This is a genomic window from Saccharothrix xinjiangensis, from assembly GCF_039527585.1.
GTDB lineage: Bacteria > Actinomycetota > Actinomycetes > Mycobacteriales > Pseudonocardiaceae > Actinosynnema > Actinosynnema xinjiangensis.
The window spans coordinates 270,732-297,195 of record NZ_BAAAKE010000005.1 but is presented as its reverse complement, the minus strand read 5'-3'; the positions used below and the strand labels follow the sequence as shown (position 1 = coordinate 297,195).

23 protein-coding genes, 1 tRNA gene and 1 pseudogene are annotated in these 26,464 nt (G+C 73.1%); 11 read left to right on the top strand and 14 right to left on the bottom strand.

Going from position 1 to position 26,464, the window contains the following annotated elements:
* The first annotated feature begins 30 nt into the window (after window positions 1-30).
* The gene (locus ABD223_RS14795) at window positions 31-1,044 is read left to right on the top strand and encodes a hypothetical protein (RefSeq protein ID WP_344036754.1); all 1,014 of its coding nucleotides are present in this window, start codon (window positions 31-33) and stop codon (window positions 1,042-1,044) included.
* Here the strand turns inward: ABD223_RS14795 and ABD223_RS14790 are convergent.
* The gene (locus ABD223_RS14790; protein ID WP_344036753.1) at window positions 1,007-1,954 is read right to left on the bottom strand and encodes a methionyl-tRNA formyltransferase; all 948 of its coding nucleotides are present in this window, start codon (window positions 1,952-1,954) and stop codon (window positions 1,007-1,009) included. The two genes, ABD223_RS14795 and ABD223_RS14790, sit on opposite strands and share 38 nt — an antisense overlap.
* Window positions 1,955-2,023: 69 nt before the next feature.
* Between ABD223_RS14790 and ABD223_RS14785 the strand changes: the two genes are divergently transcribed.
* Window positions 2,024-3,613 (top strand): amidohydrolase, encoded by a 1,590-nt coding sequence (locus tag ABD223_RS14785; protein WP_344036752.1) that lies wholly within the window; start codon window positions 2,024-2,026, stop codon window positions 3,611-3,613.
* Window positions 3,614-3,757: 144 nt separating this feature from the next.
* On the opposite strand, the gene ABD223_RS14780 is transcribed toward ABD223_RS14785, so the two are convergent.
* From ABD223_RS14780 to ABD223_RS14770, 3 genes are all read right to left on the bottom strand, one after another.
* Window positions 3,758-4,387, bottom strand: coding sequence for a hypothetical protein (locus ABD223_RS14780; protein ID WP_344036751.1), 630 nt, complete (start codon window positions 4,385-4,387; stop codon window positions 3,758-3,760).
* A 66-nt stretch (window positions 4,388-4,453) separates the two neighbouring features.
* Window positions 4,454-4,864, bottom strand: coding sequence for a MarR family winged helix-turn-helix transcriptional regulator (locus ABD223_RS14775; RefSeq protein WP_344036750.1), 411 nt, complete (start codon window positions 4,862-4,864; stop codon window positions 4,454-4,456).
* A gap of 123 nt (window positions 4,865-4,987) precedes the next feature.
* Complete coding sequence (locus ABD223_RS14770) at window positions 4,988-5,527, bottom strand: DUF8189 domain-containing protein (protein WP_344036749.1); 540 nt, start codon at window positions 5,525-5,527, stop codon at window positions 4,988-4,990.
* A gap of 74 nt (window positions 5,528-5,601) precedes the next feature.
* Between ABD223_RS14770 and ABD223_RS43850 the strand changes: the two are divergent.
* The 5 genes and pseudogenes from ABD223_RS43850 to ABD223_RS14735 form a co-directional block, all read left to right on the top strand.
* Window positions 5,602-7,095, top strand: a pseudogene (locus ABD223_RS43850) (LamG-like jellyroll fold domain-containing protein); the annotation flags it as partial.
* Between the two features lie 2,722 nt (window positions 7,096-9,817).
* Window positions 9,818-12,799 carry an RHS repeat-associated core domain-containing protein gene (locus ABD223_RS14750; RefSeq protein ID WP_380646089.1) on the top strand — a complete coding sequence of 994 codons (2,982 nt, stop codon included), beginning with the start codon at window positions 9,818-9,820 and terminating at the stop codon, window positions 12,797-12,799.
* 4 nt (window positions 12,800-12,803) lie between these two features.
* On the top strand, window positions 12,804-13,325 hold the full coding sequence (locus tag ABD223_RS14745) for a hypothetical protein (protein ID WP_344036748.1): 522 nt from the start codon (window positions 12,804-12,806) through the stop codon (window positions 13,323-13,325).
* Window positions 13,326-13,580: 255 nt separating this feature from the next.
* Window positions 13,581-14,813 (top strand): hypothetical protein, encoded by a 1,233-nt coding sequence (locus ABD223_RS14740; protein WP_344036747.1) that lies wholly within the window; start codon window positions 13,581-13,583, stop codon window positions 14,811-14,813.
* Window positions 14,814-14,887: 74 nt separating this feature from the next.
* Window positions 14,888-15,214, top strand: a complete 327-nt coding sequence (locus tag ABD223_RS14735; protein ID WP_344036746.1) for a hypothetical protein — start codon at window positions 14,888-14,890, stop codon at window positions 15,212-15,214.
* A gap of 194 nt (window positions 15,215-15,408) precedes the next feature.
* On the opposite strand, the gene ABD223_RS14730 is transcribed toward ABD223_RS14735, so the two are convergent.
* The 4 genes from ABD223_RS14730 to ABD223_RS14715 form a co-directional block, all read right to left on the bottom strand.
* On the bottom strand, window positions 15,409-15,798 hold the full coding sequence (locus tag ABD223_RS14730; RefSeq protein WP_344036745.1) for a hypothetical protein: 390 nt from the start codon (window positions 15,796-15,798) through the stop codon (window positions 15,409-15,411).
* 44 nt (window positions 15,799-15,842) lie between these two features.
* Window positions 15,843-16,184, bottom strand: coding sequence for a hypothetical protein (locus tag ABD223_RS14725; RefSeq protein ID WP_344036744.1), 342 nt, complete (start codon window positions 16,182-16,184; stop codon window positions 15,843-15,845).
* A 187-nt stretch (window positions 16,185-16,371) separates the two neighbouring features.
* Window positions 16,372-16,989, bottom strand: a complete 618-nt coding sequence (locus tag ABD223_RS14720; protein WP_344036743.1) for a YdcF family protein — start codon at window positions 16,987-16,989, stop codon at window positions 16,372-16,374.
* A 63-nt stretch (window positions 16,990-17,052) separates the two neighbouring features.
* Window positions 17,053-17,286 carry a UTRA domain-containing protein gene (locus ABD223_RS14715; RefSeq protein ID WP_344036920.1) on the bottom strand — a complete coding sequence of 78 codons (234 nt, stop codon included), beginning with the start codon at window positions 17,284-17,286 and terminating at the stop codon, window positions 17,053-17,055.
* 77 nt (window positions 17,287-17,363) lie between these two features.
* On the opposite strand from ABD223_RS14715, the gene ABD223_RS14710 reads away from it, so the two are divergent.
* A complete protein-coding gene (locus ABD223_RS14710) occupies window positions 17,364-17,555 on the top strand; it encodes a tyrosine-type recombinase/integrase (RefSeq protein WP_344036742.1) in 192 nt (63 codons plus the stop codon).
* A gap of 68 nt (window positions 17,556-17,623) precedes the next feature.
* Here the strand turns inward: ABD223_RS14710 and ABD223_RS14705 are convergent.
* Window positions 17,624-17,696 (bottom strand) — tRNA-Arg (locus ABD223_RS14705).
* A gap of 125 nt (window positions 17,697-17,821) precedes the next feature.
* Window positions 17,822-18,874 (bottom strand): LacI family DNA-binding transcriptional regulator, encoded by a 1,053-nt coding sequence (locus ABD223_RS14700; RefSeq protein ID WP_344036741.1) that lies wholly within the window; start codon window positions 18,872-18,874, stop codon window positions 17,822-17,824.
* 62 nt (window positions 18,875-18,936) lie between these two features.
* Here ABD223_RS14700 and ABD223_RS14695 point away from each other — a divergent pair, with 62 nt between their 5' ends.
* Window positions 18,937-20,124, top strand: a complete 1,188-nt coding sequence (locus tag ABD223_RS14695; protein ID WP_344036740.1) for an MFS transporter — start codon at window positions 18,937-18,939, stop codon at window positions 20,122-20,124.
* Here ABD223_RS14695 and ABD223_RS14690 read toward each other — a convergent pair.
* A complete protein-coding gene (locus ABD223_RS14690; RefSeq protein ID WP_344036739.1) occupies window positions 20,090-20,650 on the bottom strand; it encodes a DUF3558 family protein in 561 nt (186 codons plus the stop codon). The genes ABD223_RS14695 and ABD223_RS14690 overlap by 35 nt on opposite strands.
* A gap of 79 nt (window positions 20,651-20,729) precedes the next feature.
* Between ABD223_RS14690 and ABD223_RS14685 the strand changes: the two genes are divergently transcribed.
* Complete coding sequence (locus tag ABD223_RS14685; RefSeq protein ID WP_344036738.1) at window positions 20,730-22,682, top strand: bifunctional copper resistance protein CopD/cytochrome c oxidase assembly protein; 1,953 nt, start codon at window positions 20,730-20,732, stop codon at window positions 22,680-22,682.
* Here ABD223_RS14685 and ABD223_RS14680 read toward each other — a convergent pair.
* Genes ABD223_RS14680 through ABD223_RS14670 form a run of 3 tightly spaced genes read right to left on the bottom strand, consistent with a single transcriptional unit; the run spans window position 22,679 to window position 25,051 of the window.
* Window positions 22,679-23,485 carry an ABC transporter permease gene (locus tag ABD223_RS14680; RefSeq protein ID WP_344036737.1) on the bottom strand — a complete coding sequence of 269 codons (807 nt, stop codon included), beginning with the start codon at window positions 23,483-23,485 and terminating at the stop codon, window positions 22,679-22,681. The genes ABD223_RS14685 and ABD223_RS14680 overlap by 4 nt on opposite strands.
* A gap of 13 nt (window positions 23,486-23,498) precedes the next feature.
* Window positions 23,499-24,434 carry an ATP-binding cassette domain-containing protein gene (locus tag ABD223_RS14675; protein WP_344036736.1) on the bottom strand — a complete coding sequence of 312 codons (936 nt, stop codon included), beginning with the start codon at window positions 24,432-24,434 and terminating at the stop codon, window positions 23,499-23,501.
* Entirely contained in the window at window positions 24,431-25,051 is a 621-nt protein-coding gene (locus tag ABD223_RS14670; RefSeq protein ID WP_344036735.1) for a TetR/AcrR family transcriptional regulator, read from the bottom strand. Before ABD223_RS14670 ends, ABD223_RS14675 begins: the two co-directional genes overlap by 4 nt.
* A gap of 166 nt (window positions 25,052-25,217) precedes the next feature.
* Here ABD223_RS14670 and ABD223_RS14665 point away from each other — a divergent pair, with 166 nt between their 5' ends.
* Window positions 25,218-26,171: a single-stranded DNA-binding protein gene (locus ABD223_RS14665; protein ID WP_344036734.1), complete on the top strand. Its 954-nt coding sequence runs from the start codon at window positions 25,218-25,220 to the stop codon at window positions 26,169-26,171.
* Window positions 26,172-26,464: the final 293 nt, after the last annotated feature.

The following is a 26,464-nucleotide window of genomic DNA, read 5'->3' as shown; positions in this document are numbered from 1 at the left end:
GCCCCGCGCCCGCTCCTAGCGTTCCGGGACGTGCCCCGCAACCTCCGCGCCGCCCTGGTGCTCTTCCTGCTGGCCCCGCTCGTCGGGGAGTACGTGCTCGGCAACGTCCCGTGGTCCGGGATCGGCGCGTTGGTGGTGCTCGCCCCCATGTACGGCGGGGGAGCGCTGCTCATCCGCGAGGTGGCCCGCCGCACCGGCCGGGGCTGGCCGACGATCCTGCTGCTGGGCTGCGCCTACGGCGTGCTGGAGGCCGGCCTGCTGGACCAGTCGATGTTCAACCCGAACTTCGAGGGGCACGACTTCCAGGCGGTGACGCCGGTGCCCGCCCTGGGCATCAGCGCCCTCAACACCCTCGTGTTCGTGGTCGGGCACGCGGTGTGGAGCATCGGGGTGCCGATCGCGCTGGTCGAGTCGCTGGCGTGGCGGCGGCGCACCACGCCGTGGCTGGGCCGCACCGGTCTGGTCGCCTGCTCCCTCGTCTTCGCGGCCGGGTCTTTCCTGGTCTTCCGGTTCCTGCTGCGCGAGGAGGGCTTCCTCGCCACGCCCGCCCAGCGCGTCGGCGCGGCGCTCGTCGTGGCCGCCCTGGTCGCGGCGGCCTTCCTGCTCCGACCCCGGCCACGGCCCCAGTCGGAGCCCCGGCCCCACCTCCACCCCCGACCGCCCGTCGACCGCCCCGTGCCGCCGCCGTGGGCCGTGGGCTTCGGCGCGTTCCTCGTCTCCTCGCTGTACGTGTCGATGCCCGAGGACTGGACCGGGTTCTGGTGGAAGGTCGGCTGGCTCGTCGCCGCCTCGGCGGCGGGCCTGTGGTGGGGGCGCAGCGCCCGCTGGGGCGCCGCCCACCGCTACGGCGCGGCGGCCGGCGCCCTCGTCACCTACACGTGGATCAGCTGGATCCTGGTGGAGAAGTCCACCGGCCCGCTCGTCACCCACGCCGTCATGGTGCTGCTGACCTGGGCGTTCCTGTTCGTCGTCCGGCAGGCCTCGGTCAGGGGACCCGGCGGTCCGGTCACGGCCGGCTCGTCAGGTACCCGCCCATGCGAGTGAAGTACTCGGTCGCGCCCAGCTCCCGGCCGTCCTCGGTGCGGACCCTCTTCACCAGCAGCGCGTGGTTGCGGCCCCGCCGCGCCAGCGCGCCCGCCACGACGGCCACGCCGTCGCCCTCGCGGTAGAAGATGCGGCCGGGCGTGCCGCCGTAGCGCTGCGCGGACACCTCGGCCTCGACGATCTCCAGCCGCTCGCCCCCGTGGAAGCAGAACGCGCTCGGGTACGGCGCGCACTGGGCGCGGACCAGCCGGTCCAGCTCGTCGGCCTCCCACGTCCAGTCGATGCGCAGGTCCTCCTCGGCGCGCTTGTGGAAGAAGCTGGCCCTGGACCGGTCCTGCTTGAGGAAGTCGGTGCGGCCGGAGGCGATCTCGGCGAGCCCGTCGACGGTGATCGGGCCGAACAGCTCCAGCGTCTTGCGGAACAGGTCGGCGGTGGTGTCGCGGGGGCCGACCGGGACCGACCGCTGGAGCACGACGTCGCCCGCGTCGAGCGTCTCGTCCATCATGTGCGCGGTGACGCCGACCTCCTTCTCGTCGTTGATCAGCGCCCAGATCAGCGGCGAGAAGCCCGCGTAGGCGGGCAGCAGCGAGTCGTGCACGTTCAGCGTGCCGTGCTTGGGCAGGCTGAAGACGTGGGGCGGGATCCACGTGCGCCAGTTGGTGGCGACGATGACGTCCGGGTCGACCTCCTTGAGCCGCTGGAACAGCTCGTCGTCGTCCGGCCGGTTGCGGATCAGGGTCTCGACGCCGTGCTCCGCCGCGAGGTCGGCGACCGAGTCGCTCCAGATGCGCTCGTAGGCGTGGTCGCTCTTGGGGTGGGTGACCACCAGCACCACTTCGTGCTCGGAGTCCAGCAGCGCCTGGAGGGTGCGATGACCCCAGGTCTGGTAGCCGAACATGACGACGCGCATGGCTGCTCTCCTTAGCCTCACCTAAGTTATCTGACCCTAACCTAAGTAGGTGTTCGCTAGCCTGCGCGGGTGATCCTGGACCAGAAGTACGTGAACGGCCGGGTTGTGACGATGGACCCGGCGCACCCGGTGGCGTCCGTGGTCGGGGTGTGGGCGGGGCGGGTGGTCGGCCTGGACGCCGACGTGGCCGACCTGCCCGCCCGGCGGGTGGTGGACCTGGGCGGCGCGGTGCTGCTGCCGGGGTTCGTCGACGCGCACAACCACCTGGCCTGGACCGGTCGGGCGTCGCGGACCGCGGACATCTCCTCGTGCGCGACGGTGGCGCAGGTGCTGGACGTGCTGCGGGCCCTGCCGAGGTCGACCGACTGGCTGGAGGTGGCCGGGTACGACCACCGGGCCCTCGACCGGCGGCTGACCTCGCGCGACCTGGACCTGGTCGGGCCCCGGGTGTACGTGCAGGACCTGTCCGGGCACGCGTGCGTGGTGAGCGGCGACGTGCTGGGCCTGCTGCCCGCCGCCGCGCTGCGGGAGGCGCAGCGGGGCGCGGACGGCGAGCCGACCGGGTTCCTGGCCGAGGCCGCCCAGACCGCCGTGCGGGCGCTGCGGCTGCCCTACTCGCTGGACGACATCGCCGCGGACGTGGCGCTGGGCGCGGCGCAGTGCGCCCGGGAGGGCGTCGTGCTGGCCGCCGAGGCCGGTGTCGGCGGCGGCCTGATCGGCAGCAGCCCCCTGGAGGTGGAGGCCTACCAGCGGGCCGACCTGCCGATCCGCGTGCAGCTGATGGTGTCGGCCGACCTCCTGGAACCCGTGGTCGCCCACGCCGCCGACGGCATCCGGCGGGCCGTGCCACCGGGGCTGCGCACCGGCCTGGGCGGCGACCGGCTGTCCATCGGCGCGCTGAAGCTGTGGACCGACGGCGGCATGATGGCCCGGACCGCGGCCCTGACCGAGCCCTACGTCGGCCTGGACACGGCCGGTCAGCTCCACGACGACCCGTCCGCGATGCGCGCCGCGATCGTGGACGGCCACGCGGCCGGGTGGCAGCTGGCCGTGCACGCGATCGGTGACCGGGCGGTCGACTTCGCGCTGGACGCGCTGGCGGCCGCGCAGGAGGCCGTGCCCAGGCCGGGCGCCAGGCACCGCGTCGAGCACTGCGGGCTGGTGCGGCCGGACCAGCTGGACCGGATCGCCGCGCTGGGGGTGGTCCCGGTCATCCAGCCCACGTTCCTGTGGGCCTACGGGGACGACTACTCGCGCGTCATGGGGCCGGAGCGGGCGCCGTGGATGTACCGGGGTCGGGCGTTCCTCGACCGGGGGATCGTGGTCGCGGGCAGCTCGGACCGGCCGGTGGTCGACGGCGCGCCGCTGCGCGCGGTCCAGTTCATGGTCGAGCGGCTGTCGAGGGAGGGCAACGCGATCGGCCCGGACGAGGCCGTGACGGTCGAGGAGGCGCTGCGGGCCTACACCTCCGGCGGCGCGTACGCCTGCCGGCTGGAGGGGGCGCTGGGCAGCGTCGCGCCGGGGCGGTTCGCCGACTTCGCCGTCCTGGAGACCGACCCGCTGACCTGCGAGGTGTCGCGGATCGGGGACATCGGGGTGCTGGCCACCGTGGTGGGCGGCGAGTTCGCCCACGACGAGGCGGGCTTCGCGGCCGACTGATCACGCCGGCGCCGACCTGCCGACAACCCGGCTACCTGGCCTCGGCCACCCGATCTCCGCCGACCGGCCCCGGTCGGCCCCCACCTCAGCCCAACACCCGGCCCCGGGCGCCGGCCCCCGTCCACACGAGGGCCGGCGTCCGGGTCACGCGCTCATCCGCCAGTGCACGACGTACCCCGCCGCCTCCGCCGCGATCAGGGCGTCGAGCTTGGTCAGGTTCGTCCGCCGCGACATCCGGTACGCCTGACCCCGTCGCGCGTCCAGCACCAGCGGCGTCGCGCCCGGCAGCACGTCGCCCATGGTCTGCTGGAGGATGCGCAGCGCCACGTTGGCCGACTCCTGCGTCAGCGGCGGCTCCTTCACGTACACCAGCACCGCGGCCCGCGACCCGTCCGGCGCGATCAGCCCCAGGTGCGGACGCACCTTCAGCTCCAGGTCGCCCGCGCGCCAGCGCGCCGACCCGGTCGGCACGCCGGTCGAGCGGGTGTCCAGCAGCCAGGGCAGGAACCCCGCCTTCAGCTCCTCGAACGCGCGCAGCTGCCCGGCCCGCGGGTGGTCCAGCGCCGCGCCGATCGCCTTCTCCAGCTCGGCCTCCGGGTCGGGCGAGTTGGCGGCCCGCCGCATCGCGTCGCGCATCGGGTTGTAGAAGCCGGCGACCCAGTGCTCCGACGACAGGTAGATCCGCCGCTGGTCGCTCACGATGTTGATCCGGCCGCGCTGACCGCTCATCACGTACTCGGTGAACGACAGGGCGGTGACGCTGATCGGTGCCACGGCATGCTCCCCTCGCGATCGAACTCGTGTTCGATTCTACCTCGGGGCACCGACAGAAAACCGGCCTCAAGCACGCATTTTGGCGAGCATCGGGCCCAGTTCGGGGTCCTGGGAGACCTCGGCGAAGATCGTTTCCAGGGTCTCGTCGAAGAACGCCGCCGCGGTGGCGTGCACCTCGCGCCCCCGCGGCGTGATGCAGCTGTAGACCCCGCGCCGGTCGGTCTCGCACAGCTCCCGCCCGGTCAGCCCGGACTGCTCCAACCGGGCCACCAGCCTGCTCACCGAGCTCTGGTTCAGCCCGATCACCTCGGTCAGCTCCTGCATCCGCAGCTCGCCGTCCGGCGCCTCCACCAGCGCGGACAGCGCGGCGAACTCCGACATGCCGAAGTGGAACCGCCGCTGGAGGGCGCGCTCCAGGTGCGCGTTGACCCGGTGGTGGAGCGCCCGCAGGCCGGACCACGTGGCGCGGACGGACAACGTCGACCCCCTGGTGAGCGGCTTCGTGGGCTTCCCATCCTATGCCCGCCACCGGGGTGGGGAACGGGAACGGCCGGCGCCCCGTGGGGACGCCGGCCGCCGGTCACCGGGGTGTCACCCCGGTCACCCCTCGGTGGGGGCCTTGCCCGTGATCAGGACCTCCGCGGGCGCGGCGGCGCGCCGGGCCGTCGCGGAGTCGGACGCGTAGGCGGTGGTCTGCCAGAGGTAGAACTCGCCGTACTCGTCCAGCGCGAAGATCCGCTGCTCGCTCCCGCTCGCGGAGGCGAACGCCGGGTCGATCGCCGACACCTGGTGGTAGTCGTGCCACGTCCGCCACGTCGTGGCGGCGGGCGCGGTCTGACCGCTCCGCCGCACGCTGCCGTCGCCGTCGCGGACCGCCACCTCGACGATGCCGTACGCGTTGAGCAGCGCGCTGGGCGCGCCGCTGAACGTCAGGCCGCCGCTGATGTCGGTCCACCCGTTGACGCCCGGGGCCGGGAAGCCCGACGCGCCCTCCTTCTGCGTGTAGAGCTTGTTGCCGGAGGAGCGGGCCACGAGCTGGACCTTGCCGTCGGAGAACACCACCAGGCCCGGCGCGGACGGACCGAAGACGCCGTCGGCGACCCGTGTCGTGCCGAGGACGCCGTTGGTGAACTTCTTCACCGCGTAGGCGTTGTTCGCGGCCCGGTAGGCGATCTCGAAGCCGTCGCCGCTGGGGACGACGGTTGGGCAACCCGGTGTCCTGCTTCGACTCGGGCCGCCAACCGAACGTCTACTGGACCCTGCCCGCGGGCAAGCTGCGCTGGGACGAGGTCTACCTGTGGCGCACCTGGCTGTGGGACGGCCGGTCCGAGAGCGAGGGCCTGCCGTTCTCGGCGCTGCTCACCTCGGTGCCGCAGCCGGGGATCACCTCGCGCTTCGGCAACGCGCCGTACACCGGCAACGGCCTGGGCTTCGACCCGATCGCGGGCAACTTCACCACGGCCGCGGTGGACGCCACGGCCGCGACCGCCGGCCCCGAGCTGAACGTCGCGCGCACCTACAACAGCCTCGACCCGCGCCGCGACCCGGCGTTCGGCGTCGGCTGGTCGTCGCGCTACGACATGAGGGTCGTCGTGGACGACGACGGCTCGGGCAACGTCGTGGTCACCTACCCCGACGGCCAGCAGGTGCGGTTCGGCCGCAACCCCGACGGCAGCTACACCCCGCCGCCCGGCCGGTCCGCGACCCTCACCGCGCTCCCGGACAGCCAGGGCAACGGCTGGCAGCTCGTCGACAAGGACCGCACGGTCCACGCGTTCCGCTTCGACGGCGCGCTGCGGTCCATCCGCGACAGCGCGGGCCGGCAGGTCGAGCTCCGCTACAACATCGAGGGCAGGCTCTCCCGGGCGATCAGCACCACCAGCAACCGCTCCCTGACCTTCCGCTGGCAGGACGGCCACGTCGTCGAGGTCAAGTCCGACGTGGTGGTCGGCGCGGCGCTGGTCCGGGTCTACCGCTACGACGGCGACCGGCTGCTGGAGGCGTGCAACCCCGACGGCCGCTGCACCCGCTACCAGTACGGCAACGGCTCGCACTACCGCAGCGTCGTGCTCGACGCACGCCCGGACTCCTACTGGCGGCTCGGCGAGGCGGAAGGCGAGGACGCGGGCAGCCAGATCGGCGTCAAGCTGGGCAAGGACAAGGCCCGGTTCGTCGACCTCGACGAGAGCCACCACGGCAAGGCGGGCGCGCTCACCGGCAGCGACGACCGCGCGGTCGAGCTGAACGGCTCCTCCTACCTCGAACTGCCCGCGCAGGCCCTGAGCAGGCACCGCGACCTCGCGGTGGAGCTGTGGTTCCGCACCTCGTCCGCCGGGCCGCTGGTCGGCTACCAGGACAAGGCGCTCGGCGAGGAGCCGGGCACCGGCGCGCCGCTGCTCTACGTCGGCTCGGACGGCAAGCTGCGCGGCCAGTTCCGCACCACCGGCGCGGTCGACCCGATCACCAGCACGGGCGCCGTCAACGACGACCAGTGGCACCACGTGGTGCTGTCCGGCTCGCTGGCCACCCAGACGCTGTACCTCGACGGCGCCGTCGTCGGCACCCGCGAGGGCGTCATCGAGCACCCGCGCCTGGAGCACGCGCAGGTCGGCACGGCCCACACGGTCGGCGCGTTCCCGGCGATCGACGGCGGCCGCACCGAGCTGGCCGGCCTCGTCGACGAGGTCGCCGTGTACGCCCGCCCGTTCGGCCCCAACCGGGTCGTCGCGCACCACCGCGCCCGCGCGGCCGGCGACCAGGTGACCCGGGTGACCATGCCCGGCATGAGGGTCGCCGCCGAGGTGGCCTACGACAACGTGCACGACCGCATGAGCGAGTACGTCGACGGCGACGGCGGTCGCTGGCAGCTCGGCGTGCCCACGGTGGGCGGCTCGGAGACCAACGTCATCCGCTCGGTCCGCGTCGTGGACCCGGGCGGCCGGCCGCAGTACTACGACTTCGACGGCCTCAAGGGCCGCATCCTGCGCCAGGTCACGCCGCTCGGCGTCGGTCCGCGCCCCGAGGACGTCGTCGGCCGCGACTGCACCACCAACCCCGACGGCTTCGTCACCTGCAACGGCCTCGTGGTGAGCCTCGGCGTGCGGCTGTACGACTACGACGAGTCCGGTTTCCAGACCACGGTGGTCGACGAGCTCGGCAGCCGGTCCACCCTCGTGCACGACCAGCGCGGCAACCTCACCCGCAAGACCACCTGCCGCAGCGTGGACGGCGGTCCGAACGGCGACGAGGACGACTGCCAGACGACCTACTACGAGTACCACCCGGCGTCGGCCGACCCGACCGACCCGCGCACCGACAAGCTGGTCGCCGTCCGCGACGCGCGGTCGTCCGGGCCGTCGGACGACACCTACCTGACCACCTCCGCGTACACCGACTTCGGCGACCTGGCGAAGCAGACCAACCCGGACGGCGGCTCGACGTTCCACGGCTACACCGACGGCACGTCCGACGCGGTCGGCGGCGGCAAGGAGCCGGCCCGGCTGCTGAAGTCGACGACCGACCCGCGCGGCGCGGTCACGGTGAACCGCTACCACAGCAACGGCGACCTCGCCGAGACGGTGTCGCCGTCCGGCCTGCGCACCGCGTTCACCTACGACGCGCTGGGCCGCAAGCTGACCGCGACCGAGCACTCGGACGCCCACCCGGGCGGCGTGCGCACCGCGTACCGGCACGACAAGCTCGGCCGCGTCGTCGAGGTGACCTACCCGGCCGCCGCCAACGCGGTCACCGGCGCGGTCCGCACCGAGCGCGAGAGCACCGAGTACGACGCGGACGGCAACACCACCAGGGCCACCGTCGTCGACCTGGCCGACCCGGACAACCCGCGCACCTCGACGTTCGAGTTCGACGACCGCGGCCGGATGAGCCGGGCCGTCGGGCCGGAGGGCAACGAGGCGTCGTTCGGCTACGACGCCTTCGGCAACCGCACGTGGGCCGTCGACGCCAACGGCGTGAAGACCACCTGGAGCTACACCGCGCGCAACAAGGTCGCCCAGGTGCGGCTCGTCGGCTGGCACGGCAAGGCGATCACGCCCGGCGCGGCCGACGCCCCGTCGACCGACCCGGAGTCGCCGCTGCCCGACCTCGTGCTGGAGTCCAACCAGTACGACCACGCGGGCCGGCTGCTGACGCAGGTCGACGCGATGGGCCGCCGCACCGCGTTCTCCTACTACGGCGACGGCCTGGTCCGCGAGATCCGGGCGAAGGCCGACAACCGCGCGACGACCCCGAGCGTGGTCATCCAGGAGAACACCTACGACGACGCGGGCAACCTGGTCCGCCAGGTCGGCCTCGGCGGCAAGGTCGTCACGCACGAGCTGGACGCCACCGGCCGGCTGCTCGCCACCACGCAGGAGCCGGACACCCTGCGCCGGCGCACCGAGTACCGCTACGACCTGAGCGGCAACATCACCAGGGTCGCCCGCACCGGGGCGCACTCCGGGACCGGGCCGTTCGGCGCGTCGTTCGCCGAGGTCGTCGACTTCGAGTACGACCTCGCCGGCCGCCAGGTCAGGGAGGTGTTCCAGGGCAGCACGGGCCCGGTGACCACCCGCACCGAGTCGCCCGCCTACCGGGCGCCCGGCGCGTCGTCGCCGATCGTGGCCGCGGTGTCCGCCGAGTACGACCCGATGGGCCGGGTCGTCAAGACCACCGACCCCGGCGGCGCGGTCATCCGCATGTTCTACGACCAGCGCGGTCGCGTGGTGGAGAAGCGGGACCCGAAGCCGGACGAGCCCGGTGAGGCCGGCGGCGCCTGGAAGTACGCCTACACCCACGACAACGAGCTGCTGTCGACGACCGACCCCGAGCTGGGCGAGGTGCGGCGCACCTACGACCAGTTCGGCCGGCCGCTCACCGAGACCCGGCTGGAGCTGCGGCCCGCACCGGCGGCGTTCGAGACGAAGTTCGGCTACGACGCCGCGGGCAACCTGGAGACCGTGACCTCGCCCAAGAACGAGGTCACCCGGTACGGCTACGACGGGCTGGGCCAGCGCACCAGCGTGACCGACCGACCCGGCGGGCGTCGTCACCCGGCACGGGTACGACGGCTTCGGCAACCAGGTCTACGCGCAGGACGCCCGGGGCCGGGCTCGGTACCTGAAGCTCGACCGCGCGGGCAACCCCCTGACCGAGATCGACCTCGACGCGGCCGGCCAGACCCTGCGCACCGCCAAGCACACCTACGACCTGGTGGGCAACCGGCTCACCTCGGTCGACGCCGAGAACCGCACCACGCGGTCCACCTACGACGCCCTCGGGCAGCTGACGCAGTTGGTCGAGCCGGTGTCCGACACCGAGTCGATCACCACGTCCTACGGCTACGACAGCTCGGGCCGGCGGACCCGGTTCACCGACGGCCGCGGCAACAGCACCTCCTACACCTACAACGCGCTGGGCCAACCCGAATCGGTGATCGAGCCCGCCACCGCCGCCCACCCGGCGGCCGCGGACCGCACCTGGACCGCGGCCTACGACGGCGCGGGCCGCCCGACGGTCCTGACCGCGCCCGGCGGCGTGACCAGGAACCGCACCTACGACGCCCTCGGCAGACTGGTGCGGGAGACCGGCTCCGGCGCGCCGACAGCCGAACGCTCGGTGCGGTACGACGCGGTCGGCCGCACCACCGGCGTCAGCGCGCCCGGCGGCACGAACACCTACACCTACAACGCCCGCGGCCTCGTGCTCTCGGCCACCGGGCCGTCCGGTGACGCGACGTTCGAGTACGACGAGCAGGGCAGGCTGTCGTCGCGCGCCGACGCGGCGGGCACCACGTCGTTCGCCTACGCGGCGGGCAGGTTGGCGTCCGTCCGGGACGGCGTGACCGGCGGCTCCATCGGCTTCGGCTACGACGCCACCGGCCGGCTGGGCACCCTGGACTACGGCGCGGGCCGGGTCCGCGAGTTCGGCTACGACGACCTGGGCCGCGAGGTCTCCGACGTCACGAAGAACGCGTCCGGCGCGACCGTCGCCTCGACCGCCTACACCTACGACCCGAACAACCGGCTGACCAAGAAGGTCACCGCCGGCACCGCGGGCGCGGACGAGCAGACCTACGCCTACGACCACCTCGGCCGCACGACCTCGTGGACCTCCAACGGGACCACCACCGGGTACGCGTGGGACGCCTCGGGCAACCGGATCCGCGACGGCGCCAAGGCGGCGACCTACGACGAGCGCAACCGGGTGCTGTCCGACGGCGACTACACCTACGCGTACGCGGCGCGCGGCACCCTGGCGTCGCGCACCAGCTCCGGCTACCAGGAGAACTTCTCCTTCGACGCCTTCGACCGCCTGGTCCAGGTCGGCTCGACGTCCTACGCCTGCGACGGCCTCGACCGCCCGGTGTCGCGCGGCGCGCGGCAGTTCAAGTACGCGGGCGCGGAGGTGGACGCGGTCAGCGACGGCGCCGCCACCTACGGCCGGGGCCTCGCGGGCGAGCTGCTGTCGCTGGCGCAGGGCGCGGACAAGCGGCTGCTGCTGTCGGACAAGCACGGCGACGTGGTCGGCGGCTTCGACCCGGCGACGGGCCTGACGTCACTGCCCGACTCGACCGCCTACGACCCGTGGGGCAACAAGACCGCCTCCGCCGGGACGCGGCGCGACGTCGGCTTCCAGGGCGACTGGACCGACCCGGACACCGGCCGCGTCAACATGGGCGCGCGCTGGTACGACCCGACCACCGGCACGTTCAGCAGCCGCGACCCGGTCACCCGGGGCGGTCCGGGCTCGGCGGGCTTCAACCGCTACGTCTACGGCGTCGGCTCACCGCTGAACGGCTTCGACCCCGACGGCCACGGCTGGTTCTCCGACGCGGTCAGCTGGGTGGGCGACAACCTCAGCACCGTCGGCCACACCGCACTCGACGTCGCCGGCCTGGTCCCGGGCCTCGGCGAGGTCGCCGACGGCATCAACGGCGTCTGGTACCTGGCGGAGGGCAACTACGTCGACGCGGGCCTGTCGTTCGCGGGCATGGTCCCGTTCGGCGGCTGGGGCGCCACGGCGGCCAAGTGGGGCAACCGCGGCTACGACGCGGCGCGCGGCGCGGACAACGTGCCGACCGCCCGCACCCCGGACGCGCCGAACGGACGCGCGCCCGACTACTCGGCGCCCAGGAACGTCCGCGGCCCGGACGGCGTGCCGACCAAGAAGGGCAACGGCGTCCCGTCGTCGACCAAGGCCGTGCCGGACCCGCGCAAGCCGGCGGCCGAAGCGGCGGCCAGGAGGGCGGCCGCGGCCCGCGCCGCGTACCAGGCGGCCGTGGCCCGCACCGCGGCGGCGAAGGCGGCGGTGGCCAGGGCGGTCAAGAACAACCCGCTGCCCACGCTCCAGGCGGCGCTGAAGCCGCGCATCGCCAACGCCAACCACATCGTGTCGGCGGTGCCCAACGCCCCGGCGCGCGTGGTGCAGGCGAGCGTGTCGAACGTCCAGGACCTGAACAAGGTCTACGAGACGATCAAGACGGCGATGCTGGGCACGGGCGCGGAGGTCATCAAGGAGGCGGCCGAGGAGCAGGTGTCCGAGGTCATCGCGACGTCCGGCCTGCCGTTCGCCGAGGACCTGATGAGCCTCGCCGGGCGCGGCAAGAAGACCTCCGGGAACCGGGGCAAGCAGGCCAAGCAGGAGGCGGGCTCGGGCGCGGCGTGCCGGGTGTCGTTCGACTCGAACAGCTTCTCGGGCGAGACCCCGGTCCTCCTGGCCGACGGCACGCGCAAGCCGATCGCGGACGTCGTCGTCGGCGACACCGTCCTGGCCACCGACCCCACGACCGGTGAGACCGGCGCCAGGACCGTCACCGACACCCGCTCGCACCGGGCGGAGCGCCTGCTCCACGAGATCACGGTGGACGACGGCGGCACCCTGGTGGCCACCGACGAGCACCCGTTCTGGGTGGAGTCGCTGCGGAAGTGGGTCCACGCCGAGGACCTGGAGCCGGGCTACACCTTCGAGACGGCCGACCACCGGCCGGCGACGGTCACGGGCACGCGGGCGTTCTCCCCGGACCGCCGGGTGCACAACCTCACGGTCGACGGGCTGCACACGTACTACGTGGGCGTCGGCGCGGCCGCGGTGCTGACGCACAACGAGGAGAACGCCTGTCGGGCCACCAAGTCGACCCCGGCCGGTCGGCTCACCGCGCCGCAGCAGCGCGACCTCGCGAACTGGCTGGGGCTCTCCGAGGAGAAGAACGCGAAGAGCTCCGGTCAGCCGGTGTTCACCGACCCCAAGAAGAAGTGGTTCTACAGCTTCGACGTGGACGGTCACAACGGTGGCGTCTTCAAGCGGGCGAAGAGCCCGAAGAACCTCGTCTCGAAGGAGAAGCGCGAGGGCACGTACGGCTTGATCCGCGAGGACGGAGAGTCACCGTGGGAGCTCAAGCGGGTGGGAGACTGATCGGGTGCACTGCTACCACATCTCCAAGTACGACCCCGCGCGGGCCGAGCACGGCAGTGACTACCTGGCGGAGCAGTGGACGTCGGTGTCGGACGTGGGGAAGGTGTTCGGCGGGCGCGTGGTGAGCGAGGAGGAGTACCTCCGGGTCGAGGACGCGTACCTCTCCTGCGCCCGCCACCTCGCCGAGCGCGCCGGGGTCGAGTCCCTGCTGGTCCGATCGCTCGAGGTGCGGGCCGACGAGCCCGCGTTCGACCTCCACGACGGTGCGGAGCTGCCGCTCCGCACCGCGATCGAGGTCTGCCGGGAGATGCTCAGGGAGGGCACCGTCTGGTGCAGGTTGCACCGGCCCGGCGTCTTCTACCTCCACGTGGGGTACGACTACCACCTCTACGTGGGCACCTCGGTCGAGTCGCTCGACGCGGCCCGCCGATGGGCGGGCGACGGGGTCTTCGTCGAGGCGGAGTGGCCTTCCCCGTACCTGGACGTCGAATCGGAGGAGCCGGACTTCGTGATCGACGTCCCCTGACCGGTGTGCGGCCCGGGATCGGGCCGGGCGCGGAGTTCGCACCTTCGGGTGATCAGCGGGCCGCCGCACCTGCCGGTGTTGTAGTTTCGTGACCTGGCAGGTGCGGCTGCCGCCGAGGCTCCTCCTGACCCGGTTGGAGCGGGTGCCTCCAAAGCGCGTCCCGAGTGGACGAGCCCGCATCCCCACTCACACCCCGTGGTTCGGCGTGCGCGGACCCGGTGGCGCCGAACCGGGCGGCGGCCGCGGAGGTTCCTCGTGTTCACAAGCTCCGATCTGCGCAGGCGGTGCCGCTGCACCGGTGAGACCCCGAACGCGGTGCGCCGGCAGCGCGCCGCCGACGGCAGGGACCGCGAGTTGGTGCCCTCCGCCCCCACCCCCGGCCAGCAGCGCGTCGAGGCCGAGTTCCTCCGGGCGACCGTCCGCGCCATGTCCGGCCTGCGCCGCCGCGGCCACCCGCTGCGCCCGACGTCCCTGATCAACCGCGTGCAGCTCAGCTCGCGCCTGGTCGGCCTCCAGGTCCACGACACCGCGCTGGACCACCTGCTCGCCGAGGTGCTGCCGACCACCGAGGGCCGCGGCGTGCCGGGGCTGCGCGCCCACCCCGGCCGCGACCACCTCGACCTGCGCGCGCCGGACGGCGAGCTGAGGCTGCTCGGCGTCACCAGGAAGCGCTGGCGGCGCGCCACCGCCGAACTCCCCGCGCCACCCGCGACCGACCCGGCGCCGACACCGGCGCCGCCGCCACCCCCGCCCGCCCGCCTGATGAGCGGCGTCCTGCGCCGCCTCCCGCTGTGGCGGGGCGCGGCCTGGCTGGACGGCGTGGTCGTCGGCGACGTGCTGGAGCTGTACTGGCGCGGCGGCCCGCCCAGCCGGTCGGTCGCCGCGATCCTGACCCGTTCCGCGTGCGGCATCGCGGGCGCCGCGGCCGTGGCGCACGAGTTCCGCGACACCGTGCGCGGCGTGGCCCTGACCACCGGCGGGCGCACGACCACCACCGGTGAGCCGGACTGGGCCTGGGTCGAGTGGCTGGCCGCCACCGCGCCGGGCCCGGCCGTGCGGGAGCGGGCCGTGCGCCCGGTCCGCGCGCGCACCGGCCTGCCGGACCTGTGGGAGCAGCACGAGATGCGCACCGCGCTGGCGGCGCGGGACATCACCACCACCTACCGCCTGCTGCTCGACCACGGCGTGCCCGCGCGGCGCATCGCCGACCTGACCGGCCGGTCGCCGCAGGAGGTCGACCGCGTGCTCGACGGCGACCCGGTCGAGGACTACGACGCCCTCGCCGCCATCGCGCACGGCCTGGGCATCCCGCCCGGCTACATGGGCCTGGCCCACCACGAACGGGCGGTCTCCGCCGCACCCTGCGCCTGCGCGCACCTGGACGAACGCGCCCGGCGCGACCAGTTCCTCGCCCACGCCGCCCTGGTCACGGTGGGCTCCTCGACCGGCTGGCCGTGCCGGTCCGACACCTGCTGCCGGACCGCGTGACCCATGCGCCCCCCGAGCGGGGGCGGCGTCTCCGCCGCTTGCCGAGCCCGGTCGACCGGGCCCCTTCCCTGAACGTGCCGGAGCCGTTCGACGCGCGGCTCTCCTTTGCGCTGAGCACCGAACCGGCCGACCACCTGGGCGTCATGCGGTTCGGCCGGCACGACGTCGACCGGGTGGCGCACTACGACGTCCAACGCCACGGGGGAGCGCGCTACCGCGACGAGGACGCCGCGCACCTCGACCTGTGGGCGACCCCGGCGCGGTCCTGCGGCCGGTGGTGGCCGCGCGAGGACGTCTGCGCGGTCACCGAACGCCCGGCGGCGGTCCACGTCGAACGGGTGCCCGGTGAGTCCCGGGTGGACTGCCGCCCCCGCCGCGGCTACACCCTCCGCCGCACCTGACGACTCCGCGGTGGATCACGTGGTCCTTCCTCGGCCGCACCTTCCGGTGCCACCGGACCACCTGCGCGCCGTGCCCGCCGGGGTCGCCGACGGCGTGACGCTGGTCGACCTCTACGACCGCATCCGGGCCCTTGAGGACGCGTCGCCCAGGCCGAGCGGCGTTCCTCGTCACCACCGCCCGACTGAGCTCCGCCCTACCAGAGGGTGGCCGGCCCCGCGACGACCCAGCCGGCGTCGGTGGGTTTGACCCAGAAGCTCAACGCCACCTCGATCACCTCCGCGCGGTACGTGATCTCGACGTGGACCCGGTCGCCCGCGTGGTCCCCGGTGAAGTCCCCGAGATCGAGTTCGCGGAGCCAGGACAGGTCCTGCTCGTCCTCGGCGGCAAAGCTGGGAGGTGTGTCGTCCGCACCGGCGCTCCGCCCGACCGAGCCCTTCCACAGCGCCTTGAGCACGTGCCGGCTCGACGAGCCGACGACGAGCTGTTCGGCCTCGGCCACCTCCCCGGCCCGGAGCAGGTCGAAGTAACGGCGGACGACCGCGTCGACATCGGTCCTGGCGGGGTGCTCCGTCCAGATCTGCACCGCGAGACGCTACAACACCGAGACCGGCCACTCGTGAAGTCGGCTCACACCCGGAGCAGGGTGTGCAGCTCGCCGAGCGGGTCGGTGGCGGCGAGCACGCGGACGCCGTCGGGGAGCAGCAGCAGAGGGCCGTGCGAGGACCGCGCCGCGAGCAGCGCCTGCTCCCAGATCAGGACGATCTGGACGATGACCGCTTGGTAGGTGTGGTGGGCGTCGCTGTTGCGGGGCTTGCCGAACCGGCGGTAGATCTCCTTGTCGAGCACGTTCCGCCCTCGCTCGCGCCCCAGCCCGACACCCGTGAACGTCGCCACGAACGTGCTGGCGGCGAGCGGGCGGATCGCCGCGCTGAGCAACGCTTCGACGCCGCCGGCTGAAGGCTCGGTCATGAACGGCAAGGTACCGACAATGTGGGGGACGGGGCGACTGCCTGCGCAGACTGGCGCAGGCGAGATCAGACCGTGGGCGGATGATGCGGGCGCTCGTGGTGGCGAGAGTGGGTGCGGACCTGTGGGCAAGCAGCCCACTCCTCCCTACGGATGCGGGGATCTCAAGGTCAGGCACTTCACCCTCGTTTCAACTGATCAGCCTGCTGGTGTAACCGGCGGCAACCAGGCGTTCGCAGGATGCTCGGACCTCGGCGGGGACCTCCTGCGGGATGGAGTGCCCGGCTTCGGCGAACACCGTGATCCGCTGGGTGTCTCCCACCACCATGCTGATGACGAAGTCGGCATCACCGATCCCGGCCACGTACTCGTCAATCGGTGGCCGGTGCGACGTGCACGTGATCGCCAGTTCGGGCCACAGCTTCCGGCACGTGGCGTAGGAGCGACGTTCCTGGTAGGGGCGGGAGATCAGCACGGCCGACGAGACCTCGATACCATTGGCCTGCAACACCTTCCGGCTGAACTCGAAGTTCTCCGCCGTGTTCCCGGCCTCGGTTTCGATGAGGATCACCTCGTCGGGCACGCCGTGCTCCAACGCGTGTTCGCGGTAGTGGACGGCTTCGCCTCGCGGGAAGCGCTTGACGGTCGTGGGAGCGTTCGCGCCGGTGAAGAGAAGTCGCGGCACGGTGCCGTCCTCGTACAGCTCGACGGCCCGGACGGCTACGCCGATGTCGTGGCTGCCAAGACCGATCGCGATGTCGGCGGGACGCACCCGGTGCTTCATGTCGTGGTACTCCCACAACGTCATGACGTCGGCACGGTGCTGGTCCGGGATCACGGTAGAGGGCACTGTGGCAGCCTTTCTCGGCACTCAGTCCGGAAGCGGGAAGCTGTAGGACCACTCGAAGCGGCTGGCCGCGTGCACGCCACGGGCGAACTCGATCGGCACACCGTCCTTGGTGAACGTCCGCCGCTTGAGGATCATCACCGGCTCGCCTGCCGGCAGTTCAAGCTTCTCCATCTCCTCCGGCGTCGCGGGTCCCGGCCACCAACCTGGCCCGCTCGTACACCTGGTCGACGTGCCGGCCGCGACCGGCGCACGGATCGGGGAGCTGCCAGCGCTCGACTGGTCACAGGTCGACGCGGAAGCTCGAACGCTCCGGCTGGAAGGCGCCGTGATCCGTGGGACCGGCTCCGGACGCCTTCCGGCACCTGGTCGCGACCAGGCTGGACCAGGCCGAGATGTCGGCGCGGGAGATCGCGGACTACCTCGGCCACGCCCAGGTGAGCATGACCCAGGACGTCTGCGTGATCCGCAAGACGGTCGGTCAGGCGGCGGCCGACGCCCTGGAAGGTCTCGGTCCGGAGAAGTGAATCATGTGGGTTTGACGTGGGCCGATCCTGACCGGTGATCGGCCCCACCGCCACTACCTGCACTGCTGTGCCCCCGGCAGGATTCGAACCTGCGACCTCGGGATTAGAAGTCCCTCGCTCTCTCCACTGAGCTACGGAGGCGCTCGGGGCGCTGACCACGTGCTGTAGCTGCGCGGCCGGCCCCACCGGACACATCGTCCGGACGATGCTTCGCGTTTCCATCCCGCGCCGGAAGTCTGATCAGAACGACCAAAAAGTGACGTGCATCACGCCGGGGTCGCTGTTGAGTCGCGCGAGACCAGGGAAACGGGCAGTCTTGTCGGCCCTCCGGGTCTGGCGCCGTCCAGCAGGCGCAGCGCCAGTTCGCCCGCGCGCCGCCCCTTTTCCGCCAGGGGTTGACGCACCGTGGTCAGCGGCGGGTCCGCGTAGGCGGCCGCCGGCACGTCGTCGAAACCCACCACGGACACGTCGTGGGGTACCCGGAGTCCCAGGTCCCTCACCGCCTGGAGCGCCCCGAACGCCAGCTCGTCCGAGGCGCACAGCAGCGCCGTCGGCCGGGGCGTGGCGGACAGCAGTTCCCGCGCGCCCGCGCGTCCCAGCTCGCGGCTGCTGCGCGCGCACTCCCAGATCGGCTGCGGGCCGGTCACCTCCAGGTACCCGTGCAGCCGGTCCCGGGTGACCCGGAACGGGGCCGTGGCCAGCCGCTCGGCCGACACGGGGCCGCCGTGCCCATCGGGGCGCAGGGCGAAGGTCAGCACGCCGAACCGCCGGTGCCCCAGGTCGTGCAGCGCCGTGGCGGCCAGTCGCGCCCCGCCGAAGTCGTCCACCTCGACGCGCGCGGTGTCCGGCAGCACGGGCTGGTCGATCACGACCATGGGCAGCCCGCGCGCCCGCACGGCGACCAGGGCCGGCGCGTCGTCCGGCAGCGAGTACGCCACCACGACGTCCGCCTGCGCCCGCGCCACGGTCTCCGGTCGCGGCCCGCCCCGGTCGCGGCCCGGCATCAGCACCAGGCAGTGGTCGTGCCCGTCCACGGTCGAGGCCAGCCCGTCGAGCACGATCGACAGCGCCGCGTCGGAGAACGACGTGGACAGCTGCTGCCCGAGCATGAACCCGACGGCCGCGCTGTGCCTGGTGGCGAGGCTGCGCGCGACCGGGTCCGGCCCCGCGTACCCGAGCGAGGCGGCCGCGGCCAGGATGCGCTCGCGCAACGCGGCGGAGAGCTGGTCGGGCCGGTTGTAGGCGTTGGAGACCGTCGCGCGCGACACGCCGACGGCACTGGCGACAGTGTCGAGCGTCGGCTTCCGGGGGCGGTCCACGTGAGGAGCGTAACCAGGTATCCGAGTGGACGTTCTGAAGCGCTTCAGTCACACTCGTCGCCATGCCGACGCCACGCCTCGCCGTCTTCGCGGTGTTCCTGTTCAACGGGGCGATGTTCCTCTCCTGGGCCGCTCGCATGCCCGCCCTGGCCAACCAGGTCGGCGCCACCGAGGCGACCCTGGGACTGGCCCTGCTCGGCGCCAGCGTCGGCCTCGCGCTCACCGCGCCGTTCGCCGCCCGGGTCTGCGCGCGGGTGGGCGCGCGGAGCCTGGTCCTGGCGGGCGCGACCGTCACGGTCGTGGCGGTGCCGTCGCTCACCCTCGCCACGACGCCGCTCCAGCTGGGCCTGGTCCTGTTCGTGCTCGGCTCCTGCGGCGCGATGCTGGACGTGGGCATGAACGTCGCCGCGGTCGCCGTCACCCGCGCCCTGGACCGCCCCCTGATGCCGCAGTTCCACGCGGGCTTCAGCGTCGGCGGCCTGGTCGGCTCGCTCGGCGCGGCCGTCGCCGCGGGCGTCGGCTGGGACCTGACCCGCCACCTGCTCACCGCCGCCGTCGTCGGCACGATCACCATCGCCTGGGTGCTGCGGGCCGTGCCGGGCGCCACCGGCGAGACGGCCGGCTCGCCCGCGGACGACCGCCCGGTCCTCAAGCGCCCGCTGCTGTGGCTGCTGGCGACGATCACGCTGTTCTCCGCGATCGCCGAGGGCGCCACGTCCGACTGGTCGGCGCTGTTCTTCGTCAACGAGCGCGGCCTGAGCGAGAGCGCCGCGGCGGCCGCCTACGTCGGCTTCTCCATCGCGATGGCCGTCGCGCGCCTGTTCGGCGAGGCCGTGCAGCGCCGGCTCGGCCCGTACCGCCTGCTCGCGAGCGGCGCGGTGGTGGCCGCGGCGGGCCTGGCGCTGGTCGTGCTCGTGCCGGTCGCGGCGACCGGCTACCTCGGGTTCGGCTTCGTCGGCCTGGGGCTGGCCTTCGCCTTCCCGGTGATCATGGACCTGGCGGGCGACGCGGGCCGCCGCGAGGACGGCACGGGCGGCGAGCGCGAGATCGGCCTGGTGACGACGGTCGCCTACACCGGCTTCCTGGTGGGCCCGCCGCTGGTCGGCGGCATCGCCCACGTGAGCAACCTGTCGGTGTCGCTGGGCTTCGTGGCGTTCGTGATCGCCATGATGGTGCCCGCGGTGTGGCTGGCGCGGCGCTCCCGGGACCGCGAGCTCACGCGGCGGGAAGTCGGTTCAAGGCGGCCTTGAGCAGCGGCTGCATCACCGACAGCATCTGCCCGGCGTCCCCGCCGGGCTGGGTCATCGCCACCAGGACGCTGCGGTTGGCGTTCACGGCCAGCGTCGCCGTGCACGCCATCGAACCACCGCTGACCTCGCAGAACGCCCACGCGGAGTGCCCCTCGACGACCACCTCGTGGCCCTTGGGCTGCCGGGACCGCACGTCCTGGTACTTCTGGTAGAGCGCGGCGACGACGGTGCGACCGGCGAACGAGCCGTCGTCCAGCACGTACTGGCACGACTCCTGGATCAGGTCGTCCTTGCGCGCGGGCTCCTTCTTGAACGGGCCGATCGACCTCAGGTCGTCCTCGGTGAGCAGCCCGCACGGCTCCACGCCGACCACCGTCCGGGGCCGCGCGACCCGCGGCGCGCCGGGGGCGTCCGACGCGGAGGACGGCTCACCGGCGCCGGGCACGGCCGTGCCGTTGATCGAGTAGCTGCACCCGGGCAGGAGCAGGACGAGGACGGCCAGGAGCACCGCGCGGGAACCGGTCACGCCCGGCAACGGTAGTGGGTGTGATCTGCGCACGTCCGGCGGTTGGTGGCAGCGCGCCCCCGCCGCTTACGCTCGTGCCGTGACCACTGAAGCGCACACCCGAACCCGGCGCACCGGTCTGATCCCCCTGCTCGTCGTCGGCGCGACCACCGCCGCGCTGCTGACGGCGGGCCTGCTGGCGCTGACCGGCGGGGACGCGTCGGGCCTGATGGTGGTGCGGGTGCTGACCGAGTCGGCGGCGGTGGTGACCATCGGCTCCCTGCTGCTGGCGGCGTTCCTGGTCCCGCCGCAGGCCAACGGCACGCTGGCCGCCGACGGTTACGCGGCGTTGCGCACGGCCGCGTGGGCGGCCCTGGTGTGGACGCTGGGCGCGGTGCTCGCCGTGCCGTTCACGGTGGCGGACGCGCTGGGCCAGCCGGTGACCACGTTCCTGGAGCCCTCGGTGCTGTTCCAGGTGGCGGGGCTGGTGGAGCAGTCCAAGGCGTGGGTGGTCACCGCGGTGGTCGTGGCGCTGCTGGCCCTGGGCTGCCGGCTGGTGCTGTCCTGGGGCTGGACGACGGCGCTGTTCTTCCTGTCCCTGTTCGCCCTGGTGCCGGTCGCGGTGACCGGCCACTCCTCGGGCGGCGGCTCGCACGACGTGGCCACGAACAGCCTGCTCTACCACCTGCTCGCGGCGGCGCTGTGGGTCGGCGGCCTGATCGCCCTGCTCGCGCACGGCCGCCGCGGCGGCGCCCACCTGGCCCTGGCGACCACCCGGTTCTCCCGGCTGGCCCTGGTCTGCTGGATCGTGATGGCCGTCTCGGGCGTGGTCAACGCGTGGGTGCGGCTGCCGCTGAGCCGGCTGTTCACCAGCGATTACGGCCTGCTGCTGCTCGGCAAGACGCTCGCCCTGGTCGTGCTGGGCGTGATCGGCTGGTTCCAGCGCGAGCGCGGTGTGAAGCAGGTCGTGGCCACGGGGTCCGGGCGCACGCTGCTCAAGCTCGCGGGCGTCGAGGTCCTGCTGATGTTCGCCACCATCGGCCTGGCCGCCGCGCTCAGCCGCACCCCGCCGCCCGCCGAGGGCCGCACCCTGCCCAGCCGCGTGGAGCTGCGCATCGGCTACGACCTGGACGGCGCGCCCACGGCGTTCCGCCTGCTGTTCGACTGGCGGTTCGACCTGATCTTCGGCACGGCCGCGGTCGTGCTCGCCGTGGCCTACCTGCTGGGCGTGCGGCGGCTGCGCGAGCGCGGCGACGCCTGGCCGGTCGGCCGCACGATCGCCTGGGTCGCGGGCTGCCTGACCGTGTTGTTCGCCACGTCGTCGGGCGTGGGCCGGTACGCGCCGGCGCTGTTCAGCGTCCACATGGAGGCGCACATGCTGCTGTCCATGCTGGCGCCGATCCTGCTGGTGCTGGGCGGCCCGGTCACGCTGGCCGTGCGGGCGCTGCCGACGGCCGGCAAGGGCAACCCGCCGGGGCCGCGCGAGTGGCTGCTGGCGTTCGTGCACTCGCCGGTGGCGAAGGTGCTGACCAACCCGTTCGTGGCGCTCGCGCTGTTCGTCGGCTCGTTCTACGGCCTGTACTTCTCGGGCCTGTTCGACTGGGCGCTGGACCACCACTGGGCGCACCTGGCCATGAACGCCCACTTCATCCTGGTCGGCTACGTCTTCTACTGGCCGGTGATCGGCATCGACCCGGCGCCGAACCGGCTGCCGCCGCTGGGCAGGCTCGGGCTGCTGTTCGCCTCGATCCCGTTCCACGCGTTCTTCGGCGTCGTGCTGATGAGCTCGCAGACCGTGATCGGCGAGGACTTCTACCGCTCGCTGGGCCTGCCGTGGGTGACGTCGCTGCTGGACGACCAGCGGCTCGGCGGCGGCATCGCGTGGGCGGCGGGCGAGCTGCCGCTGCTGGTGGTGATGGTCGCGCTGCTGGTGCAGTGGGCGCGGTCGGACGGCCGCGACGCCCGCCGGGCGGACCGGCGGGCGGACGCGGACGGCGACGCGGAGCTGGCCGCCTACAACGCGATGCTGCGCAAGATGTCCGGGAAGGGCTAGAGCGGGCGGCGGAAGCCCTTCACGGCGAGCACCCAGCCGACGGCGGCCAGCGCGCCGCTCGTGACCAGCGCCCCGACCACGCCGGTGACGGGGTGGGCCAGCGCCATGGCGCGCGCCGCGTCCACCGCGTAGGTCAGCGGGTTGACCTCCGCCACGGCCTGGAGCCAACCCGGCAGGCCGCTGATCGGCACGTAGGCGCTGGAGGCGAACATCAGCGGGAACATCGCCAGGAAGCCCACGGTCTGCATCAGCTCGGCGTTGCGCAGCCACGCGGCGATGGCCAGGAACACCCAGCCCAGGCCCCAGGAGACGGCCAGCGACAGCGCCAGCGCGCCCGCGATCCCGGCCAGGCCGCCCGCGGGGGAGAAGCCGAAAACCGCGAGCGCGAACACCAGCATCAGCACCAGCTGGGCGGTCGTGCGGGCCAGGTCGGACAGGCTGCGGGCGAGCAGCACCGAGCCCGGCCGGATCGGCAGCGAGCGGAACCGGGCCAGCACGCCGTTCTTCATGTCGGTGACCAGGCCGACGCCCGCCTGGAGCGAGGACTGCATGGCGGTGTTGACCAGGATCGCGGGCATCAGGAAGTCGATGTAGGCCACGCCCTGCGGGAAGCCGGGCGCGTTGGCGACGCTGGCGAAGATCTGGCTGAACAGGGTCAGCATGATCAGCGGTTGGAGGACGCTGAAGACGACCATGCGCGGGTCGCTGACCAGCGCGCGCAGCGACCTCTGCGTGAGCACGAGCACCTGCGTGCCGAAGCCGGTGCCGCGCCAGCGGGTCCGCGTGGCGGCGAGGGTTGTCATGTCCGACTCCTGTTCAGGCCGCGCGCGGCTGGTGCGCGAGGGAGAGGTAGACGTCGTCGAGGGTCGGCTCGCCCAGGGCCAGCTCGGTGGCCTCCAGGCCGACCTCGTCCAGGGCGCGGACCACGGTGGCGATCTCGCGCGACGACGTGACGGGCGCGGTGAGCGCGTTCGCCGCGGCGACGGGCTGGAGGCCCGCCCGTTCCAGCGACTCGGCGGCCTTGGGCACGTCCGCGACGTCGGCCAGGGTGACGGTCACGGTGCGCTGCCCGACCTGGGCCTTCAGCTCGGCGCTGGTGCCCGCGGCGACGACCCGGCCCTGGGAGAGCACGGTGATGGAGTCGGCGAGGCGGTCGGCCTCGTCCAGGTACTGGGTGGTGAGCAGGACCGCGGTGCCGTCGTCGACCAAGCGCTCCACGATCTCCCACAGGCCCAGGCGGCCGGCCGGGTCCAGGCCCGTGGTCGGCTCGTCGAGGAAGATCACCTCGGGGTGGCCGACCAGGCTCGCGGCCAGGTCCAGGCGTCGGCGCATGCCGCCGGAGTAGGTGCGGGACGGCCGCTTCGCCGCGTCCGCGAGGTCGAACAGCTCCAGCAGCTCGCCGGCCCGGCCCCGCGCCTCGCGGGTCGTCGCGCCGAGCAGCCGGGCGATCAGGACCAGGTTGTCCAGGCCGGACAGCTGCTCGTCGACGGCGGCGAACTGCCCGGTCAGGCCGATGCGGCTGCGCACCTGGTGCGCCTCGCGGACCACGTCGAACCCGGCCACCCTGGCCCGCCCCCGGTCCGGCGGCAGCAGCGTGGTGAGCACGTTGACCAGGGTCGTCTTGCCCGCGCCGTTGTGCCCGAGCAGGCCGAGCACGGCGCCCGCGGGCACGGCGACGCTCACCCCGTCGAGCGCCTGTTGCGCGCCGAACGCCTTGCCGACGCCCGTCGCCTCGATCATGAGGTCGTTCACTGGTCTCCCCTCAGCGCGCCGTGCAGGAACACCTCGACGAGCTGGTCCACGTCCGCCGTGGTCTCGCCGAACCCCTTGCCCTGCATGCGGTTGGTGAACACGAGCCCGAGCAGCAGCCGGGCGGCCAAGGACGGGTCGACGCGCAGCCGGTCACCCGGGTCGAACAGCGAGGCGACGCGCTCCGAGAGGCGCTGCATCTGCGCCTGCGGGCCGTGGTGCTCGCCGTGCTCGCCGTGCTTGTCGCGCGGGTCGAACCCGGAGTCGCGCAGCACGCCGGCCAGCGTCCACATCCGGTCCAGGTAGCCGGAGACGGCGCCGGCGGCCCAGGACAGGCGCTCGGCGAGCGTCCCGAACCGGCGGGCCTGCTCGATCAGCTCCAGCTCGGCGTCGGCCACGAGGACGGCGTGCACGCAGGTGCGGATCAGCTCCTGCTTGTCCTTGAACGCCCGGAAGACCGTGCCCTCCGCGATGCCGGCCGCCTTGGCGACCTGGCTGGTCGTCACGTTGGCGCCGTGCTCGAACAGCAGCGGGACGGTGGCCTGGACGATCGCCTCCCGGCGGTCTTCGAGGCTCATCGCGGGTGCTCGCCTGCGGCGCTGGGTGGTCTCCTCGGGCATGGGGGCAGCTTATGAGTGAGGACTCACTCATGTCAACGAGTGAGTGCTCACTCATTTGTTATGCATCACTCGGCTCGCGAGTTGTCCACAGATCCGGATTTCGCGCTCCGCCGGAGCCCCGCACCCCGGCAGCCTGGTCCCAGGAGATCACCCCGAGGAGGCAGTCATGGCGTACAACGAGACCCGCGTCACCGTGTGCGGCAACGTGGCCAGCAAGATCACCCGGCACGAGGTCGGCACCGGTTTCAGCCGGGTGAACTTCCGGCTGTTCACCACGGAACGCCGGTGGGACCAGGACCAACGCGGCTGGGTCGACGGCAACCGGATGTTCCTGTCGGTCAACTGCTGGCGCTCGCTCGCCGACAACGCGTACGCCTCGCTGAACCGAGGTGACCCCGTGGTGGTCACCGGCCGGGTGTCGATCAAGGAGCTGCGGGACGAGGGTCAGGTCCGGCAGCTCGTGGAGATCGAGGCGACCGCGATAGGCCCGAACCTCGCCCTGTGCACGGCCAGCCCCGTGCGCTCGCGCGCGACGCCGCACGAGGCGCTGGTCGACGTGCCCGGGGGAGCGCCCGCGGCGCGGCCGGCACCCGCCGGCGCACCCCTGGCCACAGCCTCGCCACCCCTGGTCGAGGCCTTGCCGCCCCCGGCCACGGCCCCTCCACCTCCGGCCACGGCCTCGCCGCCCCTGACCACGGTCGAAGCGCTCCCGGTCATGACAGGCGCCCCGCCGACCACCCCGCCCCTGACCGGCCCTGTTGCCCCTGCCCCTGCCCCTGCCCCTGCCCCCGTCCCTGCATCTGCCCTTCCACCTGCCCCTGGTCCCGCTGACCCCGCCCCTGCCTCGACCGCCCCGCCTCCCACCGGCCGGAAACGCCCGGCCTCCGCCCGCACCGGCCCGAAGCGCACGCCACCCACCCCGGAACCCGCCTCATCACCCGCCGGAGCCGTCCCACCCCCTGCCGCCACACCTCCAGCCCCCGACCTGCCCACCCCAGTTCCCCCTCCCCCCGACCTCACCGCCCCCGAAGTCGTGGCCCCCCGCAGGGAGGGCGAGTCCGCACTGGTGCGACCGGGTGAAGCGGGGCGTCCGGAGGAGGTGGCCGAAGTGCTGTTCTGAAGCAATCGGGGTACAAGCGCTTCCCAAGCGGGAACCAGAGCGGAGAATGCGGCGGGCAGTCGTCGCCGTTGAGAGCGTGGAGGAGGGAGGTCGTAGGTCGGCGTCGTGGGGTTGATCCGCGCGCGGGCATTGGGGACTTGACAGCACGAGGAGTTCGCGCATCCGATCGGATCCGCTGGTCGCGGCGTCGCGCCAGAGCGGTCCTCCGGACCTGTGACAGGTGTGGGTGACCCCCGTTCGCGTTAACTCTGCGTTGTCGTCACGTCCGTTGCCGGCGTCCGAGGTTCGGGCCC